Origin of the sequence: Alkalihalobacillus pseudalcaliphilus, from assembly GCF_028610675.1 — a bacterium.
In the GTDB taxonomy this organism is placed as follows: domain Bacteria; phylum Bacillota; class Bacilli; order Bacillales; family Bacillaceae_D; genus Alkalihalobacillus; species Alkalihalobacillus pseudalcaliphilus.
Genome location: NZ_JAQQWS010000001.1, coordinates 966567 through 991174, shown reverse-complemented (window position 1 = coordinate 991174; position 24608 = coordinate 966567). Strand labels below are relative to the sequence as shown.

28 protein-coding genes, 2 pseudogenes and 1 riboswitch are annotated in these 24608 nt (G+C 39.7%); of the genes and pseudogenes, 16 read left to right on the top strand and 14 right to left on the bottom strand.

From position 1 onward, the window contains the following. Positions 1 to 379 precede the first annotated feature (379 nt). The 13 genes from PQ479_RS04875 to PQ479_RS04815 all read left to right on the top strand — a co-directional run bounded on the left by PQ479_RS04875 (position 380) and on the right by PQ479_RS04815 (position 12812). Complete coding sequence (locus PQ479_RS04875) at positions 380 to 1096, top strand: hypothetical protein (protein WP_047988770.1); 717 nt, start codon at positions 380 to 382, stop codon at positions 1094 to 1096. Between the two features lie 97 nt (positions 1097 to 1193). Next, positions 1194 to 1715: a GNAT family N-acetyltransferase gene (locus PQ479_RS04870; RefSeq protein WP_273716788.1), complete on the top strand. Its 522-nt coding sequence runs from the start codon at positions 1194 to 1196 to the stop codon at positions 1713 to 1715. Positions 1716 to 1883: 168 nt separating this feature from the next. Then, complete coding sequence (locus PQ479_RS04865) at positions 1884 to 3161, top strand: GNAT family N-acetyltransferase (protein ID WP_273716786.1); 1278 nt, start codon at positions 1884 to 1886, stop codon at positions 3159 to 3161. A gap of 155 nt (positions 3162 to 3316) precedes the next feature. Next, positions 3317 to 3805, top strand: a complete 489-nt coding sequence (locus tag PQ479_RS04860; protein WP_053070394.1) for a tetratricopeptide repeat protein — start codon at positions 3317 to 3319, stop codon at positions 3803 to 3805. Positions 3806 to 4074: 269 nt separating this feature from the next. Beyond that, a complete protein-coding gene (locus tag PQ479_RS04855) occupies positions 4075 to 4746 on the top strand; it encodes a Type 1 glutamine amidotransferase-like domain-containing protein (protein WP_047988772.1) in 672 nt (223 codons plus the stop codon). A gap of 120 nt (positions 4747 to 4866) precedes the next feature. Continuing rightward, on the top strand, positions 4867 to 5841 hold the full coding sequence (locus PQ479_RS04850; RefSeq protein WP_047989547.1) for a quinone oxidoreductase family protein: 975 nt from the start codon (positions 4867 to 4869) through the stop codon (positions 5839 to 5841). Positions 5842 to 5856: 15 nt separating this feature from the next. Further along, entirely contained in the window at positions 5857 to 6195 is a 339-nt protein-coding gene (locus PQ479_RS04845; RefSeq protein ID WP_047988773.1) for an SdpI family protein, read from the top strand. 80 nt (positions 6196 to 6275) lie between these two features. Continuing rightward, positions 6276 to 7190, top strand: a complete 915-nt coding sequence (locus PQ479_RS04840) for an NAD(P)/FAD-dependent oxidoreductase (RefSeq protein ID WP_047988774.1) — start codon at positions 6276 to 6278, stop codon at positions 7188 to 7190. 424 nt (positions 7191 to 7614) lie between these two features. After that, positions 7615 to 8460 carry a 3-hydroxybutyryl-CoA dehydrogenase gene (locus PQ479_RS04835; protein WP_047989548.1) on the top strand — a complete coding sequence of 282 codons (846 nt, stop codon included), beginning with the start codon at positions 7615 to 7617 and terminating at the stop codon, positions 8458 to 8460. Continuing rightward, the gene (locus tag PQ479_RS04830; protein WP_273716860.1) at positions 8456 to 9595 is read left to right on the top strand and encodes an acyl-CoA dehydrogenase; all 1140 of its coding nucleotides are present in this window, start codon (positions 8456 to 8458) and stop codon (positions 9593 to 9595) included. Before PQ479_RS04835 ends, PQ479_RS04830 begins: the two co-directional genes overlap by 5 nt. A gap of 254 nt (positions 9596 to 9849) precedes the next feature. Further along, positions 9850 to 10815 carry a biotin/lipoyl-containing protein gene (locus tag PQ479_RS04825; RefSeq protein WP_053070395.1) on the top strand — a complete coding sequence of 322 codons (966 nt, stop codon included), beginning with the start codon at positions 9850 to 9852 and terminating at the stop codon, positions 10813 to 10815. A 26-nt stretch (positions 10816 to 10841) separates the two neighbouring features. Further along, entirely contained in the window at positions 10842 to 11237 is a 396-nt protein-coding gene (mce, locus tag PQ479_RS04820) for a methylmalonyl-CoA epimerase (protein ID WP_047988776.1), read from the top strand. 27 nt (positions 11238 to 11264) lie between these two features. Continuing rightward, the gene (locus PQ479_RS04815; protein ID WP_047988777.1) at positions 11265 to 12812 is read left to right on the top strand and encodes an acyl-CoA carboxylase subunit beta; all 1548 of its coding nucleotides are present in this window, start codon (positions 11265 to 11267) and stop codon (positions 12810 to 12812) included. 303 nt (positions 12813 to 13115) lie between these two features. On the opposite strand, the gene PQ479_RS04810 is transcribed toward PQ479_RS04815, so the two are convergent. From PQ479_RS04810 to PQ479_RS04795, 5 genes and pseudogenes are all read right to left on the bottom strand, one after another. After that, the gene (locus PQ479_RS04810) at positions 13116 to 13337 is read right to left on the bottom strand and encodes a helix-turn-helix domain-containing protein (RefSeq protein ID WP_047988778.1); all 222 of its coding nucleotides are present in this window, start codon (positions 13335 to 13337) and stop codon (positions 13116 to 13118) included. Between the two features lie 14 nt (positions 13338 to 13351). Further along, complete coding sequence (locus PQ479_RS04805) at positions 13352 to 13828, bottom strand: DUF2975 domain-containing protein (RefSeq protein WP_047988779.1); 477 nt, start codon at positions 13826 to 13828, stop codon at positions 13352 to 13354. Positions 13829 to 13937: 109 nt separating this feature from the next. Beyond that, a pseudogene (locus tag PQ479_RS04800) lies at positions 13938 to 14165 on the bottom strand (YolD-like family protein); the annotation flags it as partial. Positions 14166 to 14185: 20 nt separating this feature from the next. Next, positions 14186 to 14276: pseudogene (locus PQ479_RS21865) on the bottom strand (YolD-like family protein); the annotation flags it as partial. Next, positions 14273 to 15502 (bottom strand): DNA polymerase IV, encoded by a 1230-nt coding sequence (locus PQ479_RS04795; RefSeq protein ID WP_047988781.1) that lies wholly within the window; start codon positions 15500 to 15502, stop codon positions 14273 to 14275. The pseudogene PQ479_RS21865 and the gene PQ479_RS04795, both read right to left, overlap by 4 nt. Positions 15503 to 15825: 323 nt before the next feature. On the opposite strand from PQ479_RS04795, the gene PQ479_RS04790 reads away from it, so the two are divergent. Then, positions 15826 to 17046: a peptidoglycan recognition protein family protein gene (locus PQ479_RS04790; RefSeq protein ID WP_053070396.1), complete on the top strand. Its 1221-nt coding sequence runs from the start codon at positions 15826 to 15828 to the stop codon at positions 17044 to 17046. 67 nt (positions 17047 to 17113) lie between these two features. Here the strand turns inward: PQ479_RS04790 and tenA are convergent, their stop codons facing one another. From tenA to pssA, 3 genes are all read right to left on the bottom strand, one after another. Further along, positions 17114 to 17788 carry a thiaminase II gene (gene tenA / locus PQ479_RS04785; protein WP_047988782.1) on the bottom strand — a complete coding sequence of 225 codons (675 nt, stop codon included), beginning with the start codon at positions 17786 to 17788 and terminating at the stop codon, positions 17114 to 17116. Between the two features lie 121 nt (positions 17789 to 17909). Then, a riboswitch (TPP riboswitch) is annotated at positions 17910 to 18015 on the bottom strand. 246 nt (positions 18016 to 18261) lie between these two features. Continuing rightward, positions 18262 to 18534 carry an HU family DNA-binding protein gene (locus tag PQ479_RS04780; protein ID WP_047988783.1) on the bottom strand — a complete coding sequence of 91 codons (273 nt, stop codon included), beginning with the start codon at positions 18532 to 18534 and terminating at the stop codon, positions 18262 to 18264. Between the two features lie 264 nt (positions 18535 to 18798). Beyond that, the gene (gene pssA, locus PQ479_RS04775) at positions 18799 to 19338 is read right to left on the bottom strand and encodes a CDP-diacylglycerol--serine O-phosphatidyltransferase (protein ID WP_047988784.1); all 540 of its coding nucleotides are present in this window, start codon (positions 19336 to 19338) and stop codon (positions 18799 to 18801) included. A gap of 205 nt (positions 19339 to 19543) precedes the next feature. Here pssA and PQ479_RS04770 point away from each other — a divergent pair, with 205 nt between their 5' ends. Next, the gene (locus PQ479_RS04770; protein ID WP_047988785.1) at positions 19544 to 20338 is read left to right on the top strand and encodes a phosphatidylserine decarboxylase; all 795 of its coding nucleotides are present in this window, start codon (positions 19544 to 19546) and stop codon (positions 20336 to 20338) included. Between the two features lie 146 nt (positions 20339 to 20484). Here PQ479_RS04770 and PQ479_RS04765 read toward each other — a convergent pair whose 3' ends face one another. From PQ479_RS04765 to PQ479_RS04755, 3 genes are all read right to left on the bottom strand, one after another. Beyond that, positions 20485 to 20745 (bottom strand): hypothetical protein, encoded by a 261-nt coding sequence (locus tag PQ479_RS04765; RefSeq protein WP_047988786.1) that lies wholly within the window; start codon positions 20743 to 20745, stop codon positions 20485 to 20487. A 330-nt stretch (positions 20746 to 21075) separates the two neighbouring features. Beyond that, the gene (locus PQ479_RS04760; protein WP_047988787.1) at positions 21076 to 21885 is read right to left on the bottom strand and encodes an SDR family NAD(P)-dependent oxidoreductase; all 810 of its coding nucleotides are present in this window, start codon (positions 21883 to 21885) and stop codon (positions 21076 to 21078) included. Between the two features lie 14 nt (positions 21886 to 21899). Next, the gene (locus tag PQ479_RS04755; RefSeq protein WP_047988788.1) at positions 21900 to 22646 is read right to left on the bottom strand and encodes an SDR family NAD(P)-dependent oxidoreductase; all 747 of its coding nucleotides are present in this window, start codon (positions 22644 to 22646) and stop codon (positions 21900 to 21902) included. A 139-nt stretch (positions 22647 to 22785) separates the two neighbouring features. Between PQ479_RS04755 and PQ479_RS04750 the strand changes: the two genes are divergently transcribed. Continuing rightward, complete coding sequence (locus PQ479_RS04750) at positions 22786 to 23331, top strand: TetR/AcrR family transcriptional regulator (RefSeq protein ID WP_047988789.1); 546 nt, start codon at positions 22786 to 22788, stop codon at positions 23329 to 23331. Between the two features lie 52 nt (positions 23332 to 23383). Here the strand turns inward: PQ479_RS04750 and mnhG are convergent, their stop codons facing one another. The 3 genes from mnhG to PQ479_RS04735 are packed head-to-tail and all read right to left on the bottom strand — an operon-like array spanning position 23384 to position 24604. Then, positions 23384 to 23851 (bottom strand): monovalent cation/H(+) antiporter subunit G, encoded by a 468-nt coding sequence (mnhG, locus tag PQ479_RS04745; protein WP_069187719.1) that lies wholly within the window; start codon positions 23849 to 23851, stop codon positions 23384 to 23386. Beyond that, on the bottom strand, positions 23829 to 24128 hold the full coding sequence (locus PQ479_RS04740; protein ID WP_047988790.1) for a Na(+)/H(+) antiporter subunit F1: 300 nt from the start codon (positions 24126 to 24128) through the stop codon (positions 23829 to 23831). Before PQ479_RS04740 ends, mnhG begins: the two co-directional genes overlap by 23 nt. Continuing rightward, positions 24125 to 24604, bottom strand: coding sequence for a Na+/H+ antiporter subunit E (locus PQ479_RS04735; protein WP_047989552.1), 480 nt, complete (start codon positions 24602 to 24604; stop codon positions 24125 to 24127). The genes PQ479_RS04740 and PQ479_RS04735 overlap by 4 nt, the downstream gene beginning before the upstream one ends. Positions 24605 to 24608: the final 4 nt, after the last annotated feature.

The following is a 24608-nucleotide window of genomic DNA, read 5'->3' as shown; positions in this document are numbered from 1 at the left end:
CAAACCGTGGAGTAACTGCACAAAGAGGCGGTTAATGTGCAGATACGGAGGCCAAACCGTGGAGTAACTGCACAAAGAGGCGGTTAATGTGCAGATACGGAGGCCAAACCGTGGAGTAACTGCACAAAGGCCATTCTTCATGGATAGTGACGACTCTTAATCTGTGGGTACGATTATAACTAGTCCTCTCCAAATATATAAGTAGGGTTTAGCTTTTAACTGGTGGAACTTCATTCAATTTGATTTTGTTCTTTTTCATTTATAGTGTTGGATCGTTTTTTTGAACTAAAGAATTACTGTAACCAAGTGGAGCATGATTTTCGGTAGCAACGAGCAACGCTCCATGTTCGAACTAACTTTCATACAAATGGAGGTAAACATGAATACTTTTAAAGGGCCCTTTCGGATGGCATGGGAAGACATGCGTTTTATGGTACTTTTGATGCTTTCAGTAACGACTTTATTGTTCGGGTTCTATATAATGATGGGTATGCTATTGAAAGTAGAAGGGATGAGAGGTGTACTTTTTGGTCCCTTCTATGGATTGTTGGTATTCTACCCTTTACAAGTTATCAAACATACCTTTCCTACCTTTATCTCTTTTGGTGGGACTCGTAAACAATTTGTTTCCGCCAATATCTGCGTTTCGTTAATCTTTATTGTTATCGGTATGTTTTATTTAAATATTTTATATGCAATCAACCAATATTTTCATGACATGGGTATCAACACGACAAATCTTTTTCATCTAGGTGATCTTATTGAGCCCAATCATTTTATCGCTTATTTTTGGACCGATATGCTTTGGGGGATTTTCATCATAGGATTAGGAATGGCTGTTGCTTCAGTGTGGCATTTTTTTGGAACACCTAAATTGCTATATGGCTTTACTGTTCTTGTCCTCGCTTTTTTAGCCTGGTGGACTCTAGGTTATCTAACAAAATTCATCTCATTTATTGTGAATGAACATTTTGTATTTGTTCATGTTTTAGCTGGCATAGGAGTTATCGGAATTGCCGTTTCTTATTTCTTGATGAGAAACGGGCCAATTGAGCGAGGTGCACATATTCATGTGAATCTACCCACTAAAAATTAATTTTTCTATGAGAGCTCTCCGATTTGGGGAGCTTTTTTATGGTAGGGAATTTACTGTTTTTGTCGAATAATATCATTAGGCGAAGGGTTGATGTGAGGTGAAGGAACTAGTAGTAAACATTCGTACGATGGTGGCTGAGGATGGGGAGAAGTTCGTCTATGCTTTTAATAAGCAAGACTGGCATAAGTCGCTAGAGTTGTTTCAAAGATATGTAGGAGAACAGAAACAAGGTAAAAGAGCGGTTTTTGTGGCGGAGGCTGACAAGGAAGTGGCTGGATATGTGACCCTTGTTTATGAACCACTGGGGCCATATGCTGACAAGGCAATTCCAGAAATCGTTGACTTTAACGTTTTAATCCCATATCAAAAACAAGGTATTGGGACACAACTCATGAATGGTGTTGAAGCTGAAGCAAAGCGAGTAGCTGATGTAGTAAGCCTAGCCGTTGGTCTTCATACCGGTTATGGACAAGCTCAACGACTGTATATAAAACGAGGCTATATCCCTGATGGCACAGGGGTTTGGTATCAAGGACAACCATTAGAGCCGTATGGTCACTGTGAAAATGATGATGACCTCGTTCTTTATATGAAAAAAGAATTAACGTTGAAAAAGTAGAAATATTATGACTGAATATAAAGGAGTGGTTGGATGAGTGGATTGGCGAAGGTCCTATTGGTAGGCTGTAACCATTTTGATTTGGGGCAGGTTACGGATTATATGAAAAAGCATAGTTGAGCCCCTTATTTGGGATTAAATCGAATAATGAAAGGTTTGATTATCACCATGAGTACTCATGAATTAGCGTTATTAGCGATTGTTCACGATGAAGAAGGGCAATTGTATCATAATATCAATGAAGTGTTACCCTTTATTGAAAAGTATTATCCTCAAGCATATATAGCTGTCAGTGAGGTAACATCTCATAAAGTGAAAAAGTTGTTAGAGGGTTCAGCCCTTACTATTTATGAAATTCCAAAACGAGGTGCCGCACAAGCACGCAGGCAAATTGTGAGGAAGGCGGTAAATAACAGTGATGCTGACTATTATCACTATTGTGACCTCGATCATTTAATTACTTGGATTCAAACAAATCCAAAAGAACTTCTTAAGGTCCACTCGCAACTTAAGAAAGGTGATTATACGATTATTGGTAGAAATGAACAGGCATTTGCCACACATCCAAAGGAATGGCAGGAAACTGAAAAAATTACGAATCTAATCTTTTCGATCGAAACAGGAATAGAGGCTGATGTAACAGCTGGTAGTTGTAGTATGAGTAGGCGAGCATTAATGGAGGTAGCGAGAACTTCGGATGCAAAAATGACGGATGCCGAGTGGCCACTTATTGTTCGGGAATGTTTTGGGATAGAGGCGATTCAGGCCATTCATGTAGACGGGCTCCAATTTTTAAAAATTAATGAATCGCTACATTCAAGTGTAACAGATGCGTGGTTTAGTCGAATTCGGCTTTGTTATGTGATTTCTGAAAGTATTGCTCGTTTTTCAAAGAGGAATCATGAGAGAGTAAGTATTTCTAAAGAGCGAGTTTATTTAAGACCGATTGAGCGTAGTGATTATAGGACGATTTATGAAGGGATCCAGGATGAATCCTTACGTTTTCTTACTGGAACAAAAACGGTGTTCACTTTTGAACAAATTGAGCAGGTAAATGAACGTTTTCGAGAAGATAAGGCTCGTTATGACTGGGCCATCTGCTTGCATGACTCTAATAAAATGATTGGCGATGTAGCGCTCGTTGATATTGATGAGGACAATCAGCGTGCAGGTTTTCGGATTGCAATTTATGACTGCACCTATCGACAGCATGGATACGGTTCAGAAGCAATTCAGCTAGCTCTTGCTTTTTGTTTCGAAAAGCTAAAATTACACCGATTGCAGCTCGAGGTCTTTTCTTATAATCAAGCGGCTATTAAAGCCTATCAAAAAGTTGGCTTTCAACAAGAAGGTATCTTAAGGGATGCTTTGTATTGGGATGGTCAGTATTATGATGAGCTGATTTTTTCTATACTTGCAGAAGATTATTTTCGGGTGAAGGTGTGAGAAGGTACCACTTTCTTGAAAGCAGAAGGCTCTAATCAAGGGCCTTCTATTTGATCGATCAGAGCATTTTTGGATCTATGAATACTTGAACCTGAAGAACGCTTTACAAGCTCGCCCCTCCTCTTTAAAGTAGTAGTATTAAAGGAGTGATTGAAGTGAGTAGTGAAAAGAGACAAATTAAGAATTGGATTCAGAATGGAGAATATGAGCAGGCACAGGCACAATTAAAGATCGCTTTAGAAATGAACGAAAACGATGGTGAGTTATTTTACTTATATGCATCGGTTTGTGATCCTCAGGGATTTGAGCGCGAAGCCGTACCTTATTATGAAAAGGCACTCGAGCTAGGGTTAGAGAAAAGCGATGAGCAAGGGGCATATTTGGGATTAGGCAGTACATACCGTGTGTTAGGTCAATATCAAGATTCAAAAAGGGTTTTCGAACAAGGGATTAAAAAGTTCCCTAATTATCGCCCGTTGCATGTCTTTTATGCGATGACTCTATATAACGTAGGTGAAACGAATCAAGCTCTAGAAGTATTATTGACACAATTAATGGAAACGACTAATGATAAAGATATTCTCCTATATCAAAAAGCGATCGCGTTCTATGCACCGCAACTAGACGAAGTGTGGGATCAATAACAAACTAGGTAGAAAGAATCTTGACAGGATTAGCTTATTTTATATAGTGTCAATATTAAGAAATTTGCACTTTTTTATCACAAACACTTGCTGTTTACTGATATAATGATTGAAACATATTGAGTCTGAAATAGCTAATCATGAAGTGAGTCTGTAGAACGGTGCCCTTTGAGGGTGCATGATTTTTGGTAGCGACGAGTAGAGATCCGCACTCGAGCATCAGAAGTAACTTTCATACAAAATATAAAAAGAATGTAGAGGTGAATGAAATGGAAAAGCATATTTTTTTAGTTGGTGGAGGTCCACCATTCACGCCGAAAATGGCCAAATCCTTTGTTGGTTTGCTAGGTTTCAATAAACCCCGTGTCGCTATTTTGTGCTTGGACCGAGAAGGTTGGCAAGATTATATGCCGATTTATATGGAAGCGTTTAAGCAATATAAGAAAGTAGCCTTCGATTTCATTCCTCTACCGACTACGCCTATAAGTGAGGCACTCGTGACGTTGCAGTTATCTTCAGGAATTATCATTGGTGGAGGCGATACGAGCTTATACGCAGATTATATCGTGGAAACACCGATTGCGGATGTTATTAAGGAAAAATATGAAGCTAGTACTCCGATTATTGGTTTTTCAGCAGGAGCATTGATTTCCCCGACTGATTGTTTCATTTCTGCTCGTGATAATGTCTTAAAATTACCCGTGTATCGTGATGGCTTAGGCCTATTAAAAGACGTAGTCATAGCAGTTCATTATTCGGAATGGGATGAGGAAGAACATTTAAAAGAAATAATTGAACGCTTCCCGAAACATAAACATTATGGGATCGATGAACAAACATGCTTGTACTTCCGAAATGAGCAGTTAGTAGATATGGAAGGTCGTGGCGTATTTACTGCAGAAGACGGAGAGCTAGTGAATATTAATCGATCCTTTGTATGATTTTTTCTAGAAACAGATTACCTCTAAGATTTAATGATAGAGGTAGTCTTTTTTGTGCTTATTTTCATCTGATATACTGAAGAGGTTAACATGTCTATTCATAAAGGGGGAGGTTTTGGAATGAAAGCAATCGTCATCAATCAATTGGGTGGTCCAGAAGTTATGATATACCAAGAAGTTCCTATGCCAAAGTATGAAGCAGATGAAGTATTGATTCGCGTATTAAAAACAAGTGTAAACTTTGCTGATGTAAAAAATAGAAGGGGACAGAAATCAAAAGGTAACTTTCCACTTATTTTAGGCTTAGATTTAGTCGGTGTGATTGAGGAAGTCGGGGAGGAAGTAAAAGATCTTGAGGTAGGGCAACGAGTTATCGCTTTTCCAAAAAGTGGCTCTTATGCTGAGTATGCAGTGGCTCATGAACTTTTAACGTATCCAATACCTGCAAATATCAGTATGGAGACAGCCGCAGCAAGCCCAATAGTTAGTTTCCTCTCTTACCAATTATTACATTCTGTAGGTGGGTTACAACAAGGTGAATCAGTACTTATTCACTCTGGTGCTGGTGGAGTTGGTACAACGGCTATTCGAATGGCTAAATATTTGGGAGCCAAGCAAATCTTTGCAACTGTAGGTCATGAGAGTAAAATGGAAAAAGCATTACAAGTAGGGGCAGATGCCGTATTTACATATGATAATTTCACAGAAAAAATAATTACTAAAACAGAAGGCGAAGGTGTTAACCTAGTGTTAGACTCGGTTGCAGGTAATGTAACGGCTAGGAGTGTTGCTTGTTTGTCTTTGTACGGTAGACTTGTGCATTTTGGTAATTCAAGTGGGGAGGTTGGGGAAGTTAAAACAAAGGATGTTCATGCAAGTTGTCGGTCGTTCTTAGGTTATAGTTTAGGAACGACACGAAAGCATAAGCCAGAGTTATTAAAGAAAATTTCCGGGCATGTCATAAAGCTTTTGCAGTCCAAGGCGATCGAGGTGGAAATTGGTCATCAATTTTACTTGCAGGAAATGTCGGAAGCACATAAACTTATTGAGGAGAGAAGACACCAAGGAAAAATCATCATTCACGTGAATGATTAGAGGGTAGTTGATAGGATGGAAAATGGGTGGGTTGCCTTTTATTGCTTGGTTTTGGGGGCGATTTTTATAGGAGTCGGTTATCCATTGTGGAAAAGAAAGGTAGCACCTAATGAGTTATATGGCTTTCGTTTCAAACGAACATTAGAGTCTGAAGAGGTTTGGTATGATGTTAATGAGCATGGAGGTAGGAACTTTTTTTTTTATGGCACCGCCACTTTTTTAGCGGGAATTGTTGTTTTATTTTTTCCACCTTTATCAGAAGTGTCAATTTTGATCTGGCTGCATGTCCCAATATTTTTGATCTTGTTCGCTTGCTTACATACATACGTATGTATGAAAAAGGAATACGAATGAGGTGCAGATTGAATCTGCATCTTTTTTTCTGTGCGCGTAAAAGCTAGGAGGGAGAATGTTTTTAACGAAAGGGTTTTAACATGAATATATATGATTGTGCAATTATTGGTGCGGGACCTGCGGGATTAACGGCTGCCTTACTCTTGGCACGTGCTAGACGAAGTGTTGCATTATTGGATGACGGTACAAACCGTAACCAAGTGAGTCAGGCTGCTCATGGTTTTATAACGAGAGACGGCTTTGCACCTGCAGAGATAAGGAAGCTTGCTCTTCAAGAAGTTTTGGCGTTTGATACGGTTGATTTTTATCAAGCGACGATTGTTCACATTGAACGGGAGAGCTGGAACCAGTTCGGTATTTTTCAATTAATGAGTTCAAAAGAAGAGGTATTTAGAGCGAAAAAAGTCTTACTGGCTGCCGGTGTCCATGAGATTTTTCCGGAAATTCCGTTCATACGATCTTATTATGGTAAAAGTTTATTTAGTTGCCCTTACTGTGATGGTTGGGAAAATCGCGATAAGCCCCTTGTTATTATTGCTGAAAATCAAAAACATGTGCATCATCTAACAAAACTTTTATATCAATGGTCTAAGGATTTACTTGTAACGACAAATGGTCAGCCTATGTCTGATGAAATGGTACAGGAGCTAGAAGCAAAAGGCATTAAAGTCTGTAATGAGCGTATCCATAGTATTCATGGAGAAAAAGGATATTTGGAAGGTATTGAATTTGAGGGTGGTACGTATATAAAACGGGAAGCAGGCTTCATTTCACCGACACTTGTACGACCACAACCTTTTCTCGAACAAATTGGTTGTGGACTCAAAGAAGATGGTAAAGTCAAAACGGATGATTTGGGTCGAACATCGATTTATGGCGCGTACAGTGCTGGTGAGTATTCCCATCAAGGACCAACCTCGATAATGATTGCTGCAGCAGAAGGTAACAAAGCCGCTGGAGCCATCCATTATGATTTAGCTGACGAAAGCTTTTGAATGAAATCATTATGTTGGAAAAAATGGTTAAGGGTTCGAAGTGGTCGTAAAAGTGGGATGAGGACAACATATCGGGAGGAAGAGTCCGTAAGTTGTTGTGAAAGCAGAATGAGGACCACAAAACTGGAGGAAGAGCCCGAATATTGTCGTGAAGGTTTTTACTTAGTGACACTTCGTTCAATTTGTTTTTGTTCTCATCAGCAGTAACTTTCATATAAAACCCACATTAAGGAGCCGGCACAAACTATCGTCCATAAGTAACATTCATATAAAAGTCATAGGTACATAATCTTATTTTCAGAAAAATGAATGAATTGAAGACGAAGTGCAGGAGCATCTGTAGTAAAATTATAGATGAGTGGAGAAGAAATGATATCGCTACTTTAATGATGGAAGGATTCATGAAGGAGTGAGCGATGTGAACATGAACAAAGTGATGGTTATTGGTGCTGGACAAATGGGCGGGGGTATTGCTCAAGTTGCAGCAACAGCTGGATTACACGTTTACGTATTTGATCTTAACTTAGAACAAGCACAGCAATCAGTCATAACGATTGAAAGGTTTTTGGAAAAAGCAGTCGCTAAAAAAAAGATAACGGCTACAGAAAAAGCAGATATTTTATCACGTATTCACATTACTGGGGAACTGTCACGAGCGAAAGAAGTTGATTTAGTAATCGAAGCGATTGTTGAAAAGCTTGATGTAAAAAGTCAATTATTTCGACAGTTAGATAAAATTTGTCCGCCTCATACAATTCTAGCCAGTAATACGTCGTCACTTCCGATTACGGAAATTGCTGCGGCTACAAGTCGTCCCCAAAAAGTGATAGGCATGCATTTTATGAATCCTGTTCCTATTATGCGTTTGGTAGAAGTCATTCGTGGTTTAGCAACAAGTGATGAGACGTTCAATACGATTGAACAACTCGCTAAAACGATGAATAAGGTTGCTGTGGAAGTTAATGATAACCCAGGTTTTGTCTCGAATCGCGTGCTTATGCCCATGATTAATGAGGCGATTTACTGTGTATATGAAGGTGTAGCAACGGTTGAAGCGGTTGATGACGTGATGAAGCTTGGTATGAATCACCCGATGGGGCCATTAACCTTAGCAGACCATATCGGGTTGGATACGTGCTTATCAATTATGGAGATTTTACATGAGGGCTTTGCTGACTCTAAATATCGCCCGTGCCCGCTTTTAAGAAAATATGTAAAGGCTGGTTGGGTAGGGAAAAAATCTGGAAGAGGGTTTTATACCTATGATTAATTGGACAGAGGAGCAGCAATTAATTCGCGAAATGGTACGAGATTTTGCTCAAAATGAAATCCAACCAGCCGTTGAAAAAATGGAAGAGACAGACCAGTTTCCATCAGAAGTCGTGAAGAAGATGGGCCAATATGGGTTGATGGGTATTCCGATTGAAACGAAATGGGACGGTGCAGGTTCTGATTTTCTTTCTTATATTATTGCTATTCATGAAATTTCGAAGGTAAGTGCGACGCTTGGTGTCATTTTATCCGTGCACACATCAGTAGGAACTAATCCGATTTTGTACTACGGTAATGATCTTCAGCGCGAGCACTTTGTTCGTAAGCTTGCAACGGGGGAATATTTAGGGGCATTTGCTTTAACAGAACCGAGCTCGGGCTCGGATGCGAGTGCGATGAAAACGACGGCTACTAAAAAAAGAGATTCATATTTTCTCAATGGCAGTAAAGTGTTTATTACGAATGGTGGGGTAGCCGATACGTATGTAACTTTTGCAATCACCGATGCAACCAAAGGAAGGAATGGCGGTATTTCTGCTTTTATTGTTGAAAAGGATACACCGGGTTTTAAAGTCGGCAAAAAGGAACGAAAGCTTGGGTTGCATGGTTCGAATACGACAGAGCTTATTTTTGATCAGGCAGAGGTGCCGTGTGAAAACTTGATTGGTCAGGAAGGTGATGGTTGGAAAATTGCGATGGGTAACTTGGATGTTGGTCGCATAGGCATTGCTGCTCAAGCACTTGGTATTGCGGAAGCCGCTCTTTCATCAGCTGTTGCTTATTCTAAATCTAGAAAGCAATTTGGTCAGCCTATTTCTGTGAATCAAGGTGTGTCCTTTAAATTAGCTGATATGGCGACAGAGCTTGAGGCCGCTCGCTTACTGGTGTATCAAGCCGCCTTATTACGTCAACAAGGGAAAAAAGCTGGGAAATTTGCTTCTATGGCGAAGCGTTATGCGACGGATACAGCGATGAAGTTAGCTACGGAAGCTATTCAAATATTTGGTGGTTATGGCTACATGAAAGATTATCCAGTTGAAAGACTCTTCAGGGACGCTAAGGCTACACAAATTTATGAAGGGACAAATGAGATTCAAAGGATGATTATAGCCAAACACCTGTTGGAGGATTAGTCGGGATCATTACTGAGTGAGCGTTCAGTCGAGAAACTCATTCAAAAAATAATTCTGTAAAGGGATACTTAACCATTTGTTTAAGTATCTTTTTTTGCGTAATGTAAATATTATATTTTCTGTACGTCTTTTTGGAATCAATTCAGTAGACTTAATTCTAATTGAGACGAGCGTTTCGGGCATATCTCGTCTTGTTTCTGCATATTTTTAGCAAGGATTGACATAGGTTCGGGATTATTAAGGGGGAGGAATATTTGAATATACGATCATTACTTACATCCTATCTTCATATGTTACGGCAGCATCCTTTTTTACATGCTTTATCGATTGAACACGGCCCTTTTTTACTGGATGTAAAAAAAGGGGAAGAGCCATTTGCTTCTGGTTTAGTAACAGTAGAGGTGAAGTCAGATTTTCTTGAAAAAGACCATTACAGGTATGTCACCGCGGCGCAGGTCGGTCGTTTGACAAATTTACTTGTGCAAAGTGGGCACAAGCTTGAAGCCGGAAAACAAATTGGAACCTGTCGAATCGATCATTTGCATTTGGAACAACCGATTATCACATCATTATCAGGTGAGGTTGTTGAAATTTTAGTTCAAAATGGGCAAATCATTGAATATGGTCAGCCGCTACTGAAGTTACTAGTTACATCGACAGAGGGGCAAAGAGAAGCACCTGTTTCTGTCGAAGAGCTGGAGGAGCTTTTGAGTTTATTTAAGGATATAAATCTTGAACAGTTAAAAATTGAGGCATTGGATCAATCGTTTTATTTGTGCATAGATCGTCAGATAAAAGAAGAATCTACGCTGAAAAGACGGCCAGAGTCTGAATCTAATCAAAAACGTCCTGAACGTAGAACTGTTCAAATAAGAATGCCAAAATCAGCCGATGTGTATACTAGTGACAAGCTAGGGGGAGTAAGCGAAGGGGGAAAGAATAGGACGCTGAGTCTGGAGCAAACAAAGCTGTCCCTTTTGGAGATTCAATCTCCGATGGTGGGTACTTTCTATCAAGCCCCCGGCACGGGCGAGCAGCCTTTTGTGACGGTTGGGCAAAATATTGAAGCTTCTACGGTGGTTGGTATTGTTGAGGCAATGAAACTGTTTAATGAAGTTGAAGCAGGTATTTCAGGTGAGATTTGTGATGTATTAGTTGAAAACGGACAATTTGTGAAGCAGCATCAGCCTTTATTTTTAGTGAAGCCGCTCTCTGAATAGTCAGAAGAGAAAGGAATGGTTAAGTAATGAAAAGGTTCGATCATGTCGCCATTGCGGTCTCGGACTTAAATGAAGCTATTATGCTTTATCGGGATGTTTTTTCTTTTTCTTATATGGGCACAGAGTTCGTATCAGAGCAGCAAGTACGGGTCGCATTTTTTGAGCTAGGTGACTTCAGATTGGAGCTATTAGAAGCGACAAGTGAAGAGAGTCCCATTGCACGTTTTATAAAAAAGAGGGGCGAGGGTATTCATCACCTTGCTTTTAAAACGGATGAGCTAGCATTAGAAGTCTCTGAATTAAAAAAAGCAGGCGTTCATTTCATTGGTAACGGAATAACAAAGGGGGCAGGAGGTAGCAAGGTTCAGTTCGTACATCCAAACGCTACATTTGGTACATTGATTGAGCTATGTGAAGGTTGAGTACGGGCCACAAGGTGGGGGATGCCGATGCGTGAGGAGCTTAAGGAGTTAAAGAATCGTGTTGAACAAGTCAAGGTTGCTGGCGGTCGTATCAAAAAAGAGACACAACATGCCAGGGGTAAGCTTTTAGCTCGGGAAAGACTGGAGCTTTTATTTGATAAGGACTCATTTGTGGAGACCAATCAATTTATATCACACCGGTCTGAGCAGTTTAATTTATCGGAGAAGCGGATTGTTGGAGATGGCGTGATTACAGGGTATGGTCGGGTGAGGGGCAGGCGTGTGTTTGCCTTTGCCCACGATTTTACTGTGTTTGGAGGCACCTTAGGCGAAATGCATGCTTTAAAAATCGCTCAATTAATGGATGCGGCAGTAAAAGCGGATGCTCCTATAATTGGTTTAAATGATTCTGGGGGTGCCAGAATTCAAGAGGGCGTTCTTGCTCTTGATGGTTATGGTCAGCTTTTTTATCGAAACGCCACCTATTCGGGGGTGATTCCGCAAATTTCGATGATTTTGGGACCTTGTGCTGGAGGAGCGGTATATTCCCCGGCCTTAACAGATTTTGTTTTTATGGTCGAAGGTATAAGCCAAATGTTTATTACGGGTCCTAAGGTGATCGAAACCGTAACAGGGGAAACGGTTTCGGCAGAGGAACTTGGCGGTGCACACATGCATGCCTCTAGAAGTGGCTGTGCTCATTTCACTGCCAAAACGGAGCAAGAGTTATTTGAACAAGTACGACGTTTGTTGTTCTTTCTTCCGGATAATGATGCCGAAAATCATTCTGAACCGCTAGATGACGTGCTTGATCAATCGGGGGCTTGTGAAGAGTTATTGGAACTTGTGCCAAGTGAATCGACCAAGGTGTACGATGTTCGCCATGTGATTGAAACGTTCGTGGATCAACGTGATTTTATGGAAGTGCAGGGCGATTTCGCTCCCAATATTGTGATTGGTTTTGCTAAGCTAGCAGGGGAAAGTGTTGGAATTGTGGCTAATCAGCCTAAGGTGATGGCCGGTAGCTTAGATTTAGATGCGTCAGATAAGCTCGCTCGTTTTGTTCGTTTTTGTGATGCTTTCCGTATTCCTCTGCTCATTTTAGAAGATGTTAGTGGTTTCTTTCCGGGGATTGACCAAGAACATGCTGGCATTATTCGTCATGGGGCCAAGATTTTGTATGCCTTCGCTGAGGCAACGGTACCCAAAATTACGATTATTTTGCGTAAAGCATACGGTGGTGCTTATGTAGCCCTTAATTCCAAAGCAATGGGAGCAGACTATGTGTTCGCCTGGCCAAGTGCTGAGATTGCTGTGATGGGACCAGAGGCGGCAACATCGATTATATTTGCACACGATATTCAAGAAAGTAGCAACCCAGAGGCTACACGTAAGCAAAAAATCACTGAATATAAGCAGCATTTTGCGAATCCCTATGTCGCTGCTGCTTATGGTATGGTCGATGATGTAATTGACCCAAGAGAAACAAGAGCTAAGGTCATAGAGGCCTTAGGATTACTAAAAAATAAACAAGAAAGCAGACCGATTAGAAAGCATGGCAATATACCACTTTGACAGACATACGTGTCGAGATGTTAATACTCTTTGTAGCAAGAGTTGAGGGATAGAGGCATTTTTATGTGCTATAAATGGGAAATACGCGGCAAGTGTGGGAAAAGAGAGTTCAATGCGGAGTAAACGGAAATACGCGGCAATGAAGCCGGAAAAAGAGTGTTCAATGCCGAGCAAATGGAAGTACGGGGCAATGAGTCGAAGAAAAGAGACCGAGTGTCTTGTCCATAAACATACGTCGCGTCAATGTCCTCCTTAATAGGCAACTTAAAAATGCCCCTCATCTAAAAGGAGAGGGGCATTTTTTCATTTATTTGTTTCTTCGTCAGGTCGGTATTCTAATATATCGCCTGGCTGACAATTGAGTGCTTCACAGATTGCTTCCAAGGTTGAAAATCGTACCGCTTTTGCTTTGCCGGTTTTTAAAATGGACATGTTTGCCATGGTGATTCCAACTCTTTCAGATAGCTCCGTTACACTCATTTTTCTTTTTGCTAGCATGACATCGACATTTACAATAATGGCCATATTCTCATCTCACCTCAAACCGTTAAATCATTTTCATTTTGAATATAAATGGCCTTGTTCAGAAGTTCACGTAAAACAGAGGCGAAGATAGCAATGATAAAAGAGGAGAAGGCAATAATGAGTGTGACTAGCCAAACCGCGAGATTACCTGCACCTTGGGATACTAATGTGATGAGCCCTGCTAAATAAAGAATACATACAGTAAAAGCACAGTATTTAATATAATTTAAATAGTTTGCTGGTGGCTTCGTAAAGGAATGCCCTTTGTCTATGTAACGAACAATTTGATAGGCATAATACAAAGCGATAAAAAATGGAATCATCGTCGCATAAACACCTATTAATAGTGGATATTGCAAATATAAAAATTCAGGGTATACGTGACCAAGCGAGTTGGCTTGCCACGGTAGCCAAAAAACGCCAAGAACAGCTATGATAAGTGCGATACCAATGATGGCTACTTTTAGTAGCTGTGTTGATACATGTTGCAAGTCAAACACCTCACCAAACTAGTTTTATCTAGTATAACTTGTTATTTATCGTTTTTCAATAAAATATCAAGATTCTTGAATGCTGAGCTTAGTGAGGAGTTTTCTAAAACTATAAAAATTCGACTTCGGTTAAAGCGTGGAAAGGAATGCGCTGCTTATGTTGATTGGTCTCTAGATGAATGTGCTTGTTCCATTCATCTACATGGGCAATAAGTCCTTCTGTTTTTTTCATACGATGCTGTTCCCAATAGTGGATACGTACAGGCATTGTATAGTTAAGAGCGGTTAAAAGGTACATCCCCATTTCGTGATAGGCTTGATCATCAAGTTCAGGCTTTACTTGTCGCTTCTCTTTTTCTTTTAGCTCAAGTAAGGCTTCTTTATGCTCAGGTAAAAACATTCGGCTTCCTTCCCATAATAAATTACCTCTCTTTAAATGTTCACTCATCGGTAATGTCCTCCAATTTTAGCGGCTCGATCCTTTGCTTGGCTTGCAGAGAGAAACGAGGTTGCACGCATTAATGTCGTTTTTCCGTAACGATTGTTGATTTTGTCCATGGTATACCCGATTTTTAACAACCGATCGCGATTTTGTTCGAAAAGGCTTAATTGAATTTCTTGATCGCTTGAAAGAGACGAGAGCGAGACGGCTAGGCGACGAATCGGATAGTTCTGCCAAAAGCGCTCTAATAGCTGGCAAGCGGCGTGGAAAAGTTCTAAGGTTATATTGGTCGCTTGCTCGATTTTAAGTTGGCGGTGGAAACCTTGTGGGAGCTCATAACTTGCACCAGAAATACTGAGGCTCACAGTTTCACCTTGAACGCCCTTTGAGCGTGCTCGTCTACATACCTCTTCACAAAGTTCGAGTAAAACAACTCGAATATCTGTGAGATTGTCATAATCACGTGGCAAAGTCATACCGTGACCAATTGCCTTTTGCCCATCATGTGAACGTGTGGTGACGGGCGAATAGTCGATGCCGTGGGCTGTCATCCAAAGAACGTGACCTGGTATCCCCCATTTTTTCTTGAAGTGCTCAAGGGGGGTATGAGCAAATTGACCAATCGTACGAATCCCCATATTGCGAAAATGTTTAAGGCGTTGTCGACCGATGCCGTAAAGCTTTTCAATAGGTAGTGGCCATAGGGTTTGTTCGAGTTGGTCTTGCTTTAACCAGTAAATCCCATCTTTGTTTTTTTTGGCGAATAAGTCACAAGCCATCTTTGCTAGCACTTTGTTCTCACCGATACCAATACGAGCACGTACACGCATGTGATCCCAAATGTGTTTTTGAATCTTTTGAGCGATTTGGTGCGGTGTGCCAAACAGCCGCTGACTCCCTGTGATATCTAAAAACTGTTCATCAATTGAAAATGGCTCGACGAGGTCTGTATATTGCTTTAAAATTTCTGTTATTTGGATTGAGGCTTCCACATAGTCCTGCATACGTGGGCGTACAATCAATAAATTTTTACACTTCTGTTCGGCCTCCCACAAGCGTTCTGCGTTTTGAATGCCGTAGGATTTGGCAATCGGACAGGCGGCGAGGATAACGCCACTACGCCGTGCTGGGTCACCCGATACGACAAGTGGTTTGTCACGTTGCTCGGGGTAGCGTGTCTTTTCGATCGATGCATAAAAGGATTGCATATCAATCAAAAAAATAACCCTCATTTTAACCCCTCCCTTTCATAGAACTTATGTTCGTATTTGTATTATATGCGAAAATATGTTCGTTATGCAATGAGAAAAAGTGGAATTTATAACAGGGTTGCAGCAGGGAGATAAAGAAAATAATTGAAAAGGTCTTTTCAAAACATACAAAAGCATTCCCCATTCACGATATTGATTTCGATTTAGTAAATAACGAAAAAATTCCTGTTTGTCCTAAGCTTTTTTATGAAGTAGACATACAGTGTTAGTAGGTCGCTTGAAGTCATGAAGACAAAGGCGATGTGTAATCATATCAGGAAATCTTTAGTTAAGGAGGAATAAGTATGGAAATTAGACAGGACTTTATCCCGACAAGTAATCGCAATCGTCCTGGTACAAGGATGAATGCTCGCTTCATCACTGTCCATGAGACCGCAAATAGAAGAAATGGTGCAAATGCACGTATGCATGCTGCATATGTAAAGAATCCATCCACATCAGTAAGTTGGCATTATACGGTTGATGATGAACAAATTATTTACCAACACCTACCAACCAATGAGATTGGGTGGCATGCAGGGGATGGGGGCACAGGTCAAGGAAATCGAGAGTCTATTGGTATAGAAATCTGTGTGAATAGCGATGGTCAATTTGCTAAAGCAAGGGAACATGCCATCACATTAATTCGGTTTTTGATGGGGGCCCATCAAATCCCGATTGACCGAGTAGTTCCCCATCAACATTGGACGGGGAAAAACTGTCCAGCTACTCTTTTGAAAGATTGGTCAACTTTTATAGGACAGGTGCGACAAGCACAGGAAGTCGATTTGATTGTTAGACCTGACGTTGGTGGTGAACAAATTGGGGCCACTATTTTAAGAAGAGGGAGCAAGGGTAATGCTGTACGTCAACTGCAGCAAGACTTGTTGAAGTTAGGTGAAGTATTGCCACGTTTTGGAGCAGATGGGGATTTTGGTGCAGAGACAGAAAGTGCGGTTCGGTCATTTCAACAAAAACAAGGGATTGCCGTTGATGGTATCGTCGGAGAGCAAACCTTTAAGGCTTTAGAAAGGGCACTTGCCGCGTTAGAAGAGCAGCCAGCACCCCCACCGGTGCCACCTCCGACATCTGGTGGAGGGACCGAGAGAAGGACACTAAGAAATACAACACCTATGATGCGTGGCGATGATGTTAGAGTCGTTCAAAGAGCAACTGGAGCGACTGCTGACGGTATTTTTGGTCCGGCGACCGAGCAAAGAGTACGTACCTTTCAGCGAGCTCAAGGCTTAACCGCAGATGGTATAGTTGGTCCAAAGACATGGACGGCGATTGATAATCCGAAGCCGGCGCAACCAGCGACGCCTAAATATACACGATTATTAACACTGAGAAGCCCTAATATGAGGGGCGAGGATGTGCGTGCTGTTCAAAGGAAAATAGGGGTAACCGCAGACGGCATTTTTGGACCAAATACGGAGCGAGCGGTTCGAGATTTTCAAAGAAAGGAAAGAATAGCTGTCGATGGCAAAGTAGGCCCTGTAACATGGGGACGGTTATTTTCTTAATCATAATGAAAGCTGTTCTAAGGAAATCCCCTTAGAACAGCTTTTTTTGATCGGTACGTATTAAACGTTAATCTTCCATAGGCCATGATGTTTGCTCAAAGGACATATCCCAGAACATATATTCAAAACGACTCGTCGTGAGGAAAATTTCTTCTAACTCCTGTAATTCTTTTTCCGTACTAGAAGCAGTTAATTCATCGATTAATTGAATTTGCCACTGTGCTACAGCGCCAAATTCATCTGATTCATACATTCTAATCCACTCACCATACCATTCGTGCTCACGGGCACCTGGAATTTCACTTAAACGCAAACCAATTTCATAATAACTCCATGTACAAGGCATAATGGCTGCTAATAGTTCTTTTAGTGAACCGCGTTGAGCAATGTTTAGCATATAAGAGCTGTAGGCTAAAGTTGTCGGTGCTGGCTTTGTCGCTTCAAGCTCTTCTTCAGATATGCCTAGACGCTTCGCATAAGCTCTGTGTAAGCTCATTTCTTCGTCTAATGTTACGTGTAGCATTTTAGCGAAAACTTGCATAGTCGTTAAGTCTGAAGCTTTTAAGCTACCTAAAGCAAATAACCGCGAGTAATCGATTAAATAAATGTAGTCTTGACACATAAAAAATTTAAACTTTTCAATGTCGAGACTTCCATCACCAATTCCTTGTACGAATGGGTGTGAATGACTCTTCTCCCAAATAGGCTTAGCTGCTTCATATAAGCGCTGTGAAAATTTCATATTCTCATCATCCTCCTCGTTCGCTAGTCACTAGAGCGTACGACGACGCAAATAAACTCCTCTAAAAAGAAGAGGAGTTGTAAACAAGTGTAAGAAAAGTACACGTCGCTAACGTGCATACTTTTGTCTACTTCCACTTCCCTCCGCTAGTATTATCTAGTTCAGGTAAAAAGGGTTAAGGCTCATAGCCTCTCTCAGCACAAATAAACGCACCCCTAGTGAACGAACTTATATCATTTATCCCTTTCAAATTAACATATAATGCATATACAAGCAATGAAAATGATTGACCATTCAGCTAAATAGTTGGTAAAAAAGTGGGAAGAGCAGTAGGGTACTATGTAAATCGAAGAGGTGGTTATGCAGTGAGCAAATAAAATGTGCGGCTGAGGTCTTGATACGGTTTCAAATAAAAAATCGAAGCAAGGAGGTTAATCCTTTGCTTCGATTTAATGTTCATTACATATGTGTAATTAGTTTACTGCGTCTTTTAATTGCTTACCTGGCTTGAATGCAGGGTTCTTAGTTGCTGGAATTTCAATTTCAGCACCTGTTTGAGGGTTGCGACCCTTACGAGCAGAACGCTCACGTACTTCGAAACTACCAAAGCCAACTAATTGAACTTTGCCACCTTCTACTAATGTTGAAGTAATGCTTTCGAATACTGCGTCTACTGCTTTAGAAGCATCCTTTTTAGAAAGGTCTGCTTGCTCTGATACTGCGTTAATTAAGTCTGTTTTGTTCATGAAAAAAACTCCCTTTCATACCTTGTTTAGAAAAAACTTATTTTCTATCATTTTAGAAAACAAAAGCTTATTTCTGCATTATAGCAAGCTAATCTGCCTTGATTTAAAGCCTGCACTTACAATTTACTCTCCAAGCCTATGACTGTCAAGCCTTTCGAAGGAAAATCATTCATATTAAGCCAATATTTTCACCGTTTTTGACATTTCTTCGTATATTTTAGTGATAATGTCGAATAAAGAACGAATCCTTCTTAAAAAGTCATATTACATTTTTCGAATTTTCATAGGGCTAATCATAAGAAAAGCTAAGATTAAAGTGAAAAGCATAAATACATATTCCGGAATATAGGCGACAAGAAGAGTTAAAATGGTTAACATACAACCGGCAGCTGTAATAGGGAGGCCAAAGAAGAAACCATTAGATTCGGTAATATTAAACTTCGCTAATCGAATCGCACCACAAATAATAAAAACAATCGCAAAAAATGCACCTGCAAAACCAAATTCAAATAAGACCGCTTGATGAATTAATAAGGCTGGAGCTACGCCAAAAGAAATCATATCGCATAATGAGTCCAGTTGTTTTCCTAACTCTGACGTACTATTTAGTTTACGGGCAACAGCACCATCTAAACGATCAAAAACAGCAGCGATTGTAATGAGCAGTAAAGCGAGTCGTAGCTGATCTTGAATCGTAAAAAGGATTGCAAATGCACCTAAACTAAGATTTAATAGAGTCAGGATATTGGCAATTTGTCCTTTTAACTTCTTTTTCGTATGGTCAAGGCGTTGTAATAGCAACATCCATTTCACTCCTTGAGTTAATAATCACATAGGTTGTTCTATATCTTTATGAAACTTCCTTCAAAAAAATCGCATATTAAAATAAATCATGGTACATTTTTTTACATGCGCTATTAAAGTATAATCTTATCATATACAGGGTGTTTACACTACTAAAAGGATAAAGATTGCCAAAAATATTTACAGGTACATGGGGGACAGGTCGTTGAAACAAAAATTGTTCAGGATATTTGTTGAATTGAGTAATTCACCTTTTCAATCGAAGATAATCATGCGTTTTGCTCAATCTAAAATAAGTAAACGCATTATACCGGCGTTTGCTAAAACATTTCAAATTAACATGCATGAAGCTGAAAAGTCAATAACAGAGTATCAAAGTCTACATGCTTTCTTTACGAGGAAATTAAAAAATGGGGTTCGTACTGTGGATGATAAGGAAACAAGTATTGTTAGTCCTGTGGACGCCAAAATAGCCTCCTTGGGTACATTGACACCTAAAAGTGAGTTTCAAGTTAAAGGGCAAATGTATCAACTGCTTGATTTATTAGGAGACAGAGAAAAAGCACAGCAGTATGTGAATGGACACTACATCGTCCTCTACTTAAGTCCGAAAGATTATCATCGTATACATAGTCCTCTTACGGGAGAAATCACAAAGCAATGGGAGCTAGGAAAACGTTCATACCCTGTCAATGATGCAGGATTAAAATATGGAAAAAAGCCATTATCGCATAATTATCGCTCGTTAACAGAGCTGTGCGTGATGAATCAACATGTCATCATGGCTAAAGTGGGGGCGATGAATATTAATACAATTGCTCTTACACATTCACACGAGCAGCTAAAAAAGGGAGAAGAGCTCGGCTATTTTTCCTTTGGCTCGACAGTCATCCTGCTCTTTGAGCCTACTATGATGGAATTTGAACATCTGCAAGAAGGAGATTCCGTTCAAATGGGCCAAAAGATAGGGATGTTATTGACAACAGAGGGCGCGAAATAAAAAAGTAGAACGCTTTTTAGAACATGTAAAATTAATCGGATAAGATATAGACCCAAGGCAGTTAGATGGAATAACCTAACACGCTTGGGCCAAGTGTCAATAAAGGTCAACGTTACGATACCCTTTTAAATAGGGCGCTATTTTTTTCACCCTTCTGGAATGCCTTCATACAAGAGGTATTCGTCATCTTTTACAACATATATAATGTCGGGGTTATCTGATTTGAAAATTTTCGTACCTGGTTGAAGTTTAGTAGCAGAAACTGTATTTGAGTTATTTTCCATATGATATTCTGATTCTATTGCTATTTCTTCAAGTTCTTTAGGTGATTCTATGATGTGTTTTTGTGAAAAAATATAGACAACATCATTAATAAATATAAAATCAGCTTCTTTATTTTGGGACAACTGTTCTTCAGCAATTATTTGACCTGTTGTTGTAACGGCTGTCTCAGATGAATGTTGCCCATTACTACAACCAATTAAAAAAACAAAATTAGAAAAAATGGTAAAAGAGTCTTTATCATTTTGCCTACTCTCCTTGAAAAGTTTTTCATATCATAACTTCAGCAGTAATTTTAAGATTATTAATATTGTATAAGATTATGTGTCATGAAGCTATGGTATTATAATAAGTATGATGGTTGTTAGGTTACTACAAAAAGTCGACAAGATACAATTTGTACCATGCCGACTTTCCTTCATGACAGTCAAGTGTCATCTATTTTTTTTCACTTTCTACCACCCAATACCAGCCTTTTTAATCGCACTAATCGTCGGGTTCCCAACGGTCATGCCGCCATCAGCAGAAATCACTTGTCCGGTAATAAAGGAAGATTCATCACTTGCTAAATAAAGGGCAAGTTGAGCGATGTCTAATGGAATCCCAATACGTGGCGTTGCTTTTGTTTCTTCAAAAATCTGAGCGTATTGCTTTAGGCTCTCGTGGCCGTTTTCAACAATCTCAGGCTCAAGCACCATCCCTGGTGCAATGGCATTGGCACGAATTCCTTGCTTGCCAAATTGAATCGCTGTCGATTTAGTTAATGAGATAACACCAGCTTTTGCGACAGAATAAGCAGACTTAGAAAGCTCAGGGTGAATTCCTGCAATCGAAGCGGTATTAATGATCGAGCCACCGCCATTTTCTAACATAAGAGGAATCGCGAATTTCGTCCCTAACATTACCGAAGTCAAATTATAACGTAATGTTTCTGTCCACTCGTCAATGTCCATATTCATCACATCGACATCGCCCGAAAAATTAAGGCGTGCTGCATTATTATGCAAAATATCCAAGCGACCAAAATGTTCTTTCGCTGCTAAGACCATTTCCTCAATTTGCTGGGCTGAACCGATATCAACTGGCTGAGCAATTGCAGTAAATCCAGCGTCATTAATTTCCTTCACAACTTCCTTAGCACCGTCGATATTAATGTCAGCGGCAATGACTTTCGCCCCTTCACTGGCAAAAAGCTTAGCGGTTGCTTTTCCCATACCTGATGCTGCACCTGTAATAATCGCTACTTTATTTTCTAAACGTTTCATATGTTATCCACCTCTTAGTTATAAATTTGTCCACCAGCACAGTTAATAATGGAACCTGTCAATACTTTTCCATTATTCATCGCAAAAATGACAGCATCGGCAATCTCCTCGGCAGTTGCTGCAATGTTTGGACCCGTAGTAGCACCGATTTTTGCTCCAATTTCAGGCGTAAAAGTCGTGCTTGCATTTGCGGCAATATTCGTTTGCATCGTATTAGGAGCAACACCAACCGCATAGACATTTACGTCTTGGTAATCTTGACCGATCGATTTTGTCATACCGGCTAAAGCATGCTTGGAGGCAGAATAAATTCCATTATAAGCAGTTGGTTTATAAGAGTTGGATGATACAGTATTAATAATCGTACCCCCACCGTTCTTGAGCATCACCTCAATGACGTATTTAATGCCTAAAAAAGCACCTTTTACGTTAATATTCATTAAGCGATCATACTCATCTGCTGAATACTCATGGATCATTCGAAAAGGAATCATAATGCCTGCATTATTATGGAAATAATCGATACGTCCAAATGTTTCCTCAGTACGTTTGACGTAAAGTTTGACGTCATCTTCATTGGACACGTCGGCTTTAATAAAAATAGCCTCGGCACCTTTATTTTTCACTTCCTCGGTTGTTTGCAAACCAGCTTCTTCATTAAAATCGACAAGGGCTAGACGGTAGCTTTGTTCTGCTAACTTTAAGGCAGTGGCACGACCTAAGCCTGTAGCCGCACCTGTAATAAGAACAACTTGATTCATAATGGTTAGCCTCCTATAGGAACTTTGGTATACTAAAAGTATAGCTTGTTTATGTAAAGGCTTACAATATGCAAAAGATACAGTTTTGTAGGATAATGAACAACTTTTAAAGACTTGTACGATAAGTGAGGAATTTTTTATGAATATGAATGATTTACGCGTGAAGAAAACAAGAAAAAATATATTTGATACGTTCATAAAGCTGTTAAAGAGGAAGACGTTAGAAGAGATAACCATTTCAGAAATATGCAAGGAAGCTGAAATTAATCGAGGAACGTTTTACGCACATTTCTTGGGAAAAGAGGAGCTGTTTCAGGAATATTTTAATGAAGTGATTGGATTATTAGAAGTGAAATATCGTCAGGTTTACGAAAGGAATACGTCTTCGAGTGAGTCAACAATCACTCCTTTGTTTGAACATGTGTTAGAGCATAAAGATTTTTATGAGATCATTTTCTCTGAACATGCCCCTATAAAATACATGAATCTATATCACCAAACGATTATGGACGTTTCCATGAATCTTAACTTAAAAATGCTACCTTTCAATTTAAATCGAGAGCTTTATTTATCAATGATTACGAGTGCAACGATCGGTATGATTATGTATTGGAAAAGACATCAATATCAATTGAGTATCGAAGAAATGAACAAACATCTTATGCATTTTTTTCAAAAACAGTAATAAAAGCCGCCACTTTGCTTAAGCATCGTGACGGCTTTTTATTGTTTGTCTATTACATTTCACCTTCATGGCGATTGACTTCTTCTTCTTCTTTTTTGCGACGATCAAACTCTTTCAGTCTTCGACCTTCGTCACCTTTTTTCTTAGCGAGCTGCATTTCATAACGCTTTCTACGTTTTTCAAGTACTTCTTTTAAATCATCTCGTACAGCATTCTCCCATTGCGGTACGTTAGAGAAATAGGCAGCACGGCTGACTAAATGACCAGCAACAGGTGAGGAAACAAATACAAAAATAATCGCTAACAAAATTCTTGCATCAAATCCGTATTCTGGATAGAAAAAGGCGAGTGCTGCTAGTAAGATTAACAAAACTCCTAACGTAGCACTTTTACTTGCTGCGTGAGCACGTGTATACGTGTCAGGTAGTCGGATTAATCCCACCATCGTTACTAGGGAGATAATGGAACCAAGGACGACAAACACAGCAACAATAATATCAATGATTACGTTTTCGCTCAAGAACAACACCCCTTTCGATAAACTTAGCAAAGGCTACCGTACCAATAAACGCTAGAATGCCTACAAGGAGAATCACAGTTAAAAAAGCAGAGGTACGTAAAATCATACCTGTAAGTGCTGTGATTGAAATAATATTAATTCCAATAGTATCTAAAGCCATAAGTCGATCGGCTGGTGTTGGCCCTTTGTATATACGATAAACGCCTCCAATAAGACCTACAGAAATGACGGCAATGCCAAAATAAAGGAAATAATCAATCGTCGCATTAATAATCATGTCCTGCTCACCTCCAAAATCACTTTTTGAAAGGAGTTTGAAATATGCTCAATACTATTTTCAAGGTCATCAATATTCATTGTGTGAATATACATTTGTTCTTTGTCGTGTGAAATATCAATCACGACTGTTCCAGGTGTTAATGAAATTAAAAGGGAAAGCAAAGTTAATTCCCAATCGGATTTGTAGTCTATATGCAGAGTGAAAATACCAGGCTTAATGTCTAGCTTTGGCTTCATAATAATTTTCATAACACTCAAGTTAGAAAGTAAAAGTTCCCTAATAAACACAAACAACAGGTGAATGACCCCGTAAATACGAATGATATATAACCTTGACGGGAAAATACGTCTCATTAAAACTAGAATAATGAAACCTATTATATAGCCAATAATAAAAGTCTTTAAATCATACGTATTATATAAAAGCATCCATGCAATAGCCAGTGCGAAATTTATGAGTAACTGAAAAGACATCATA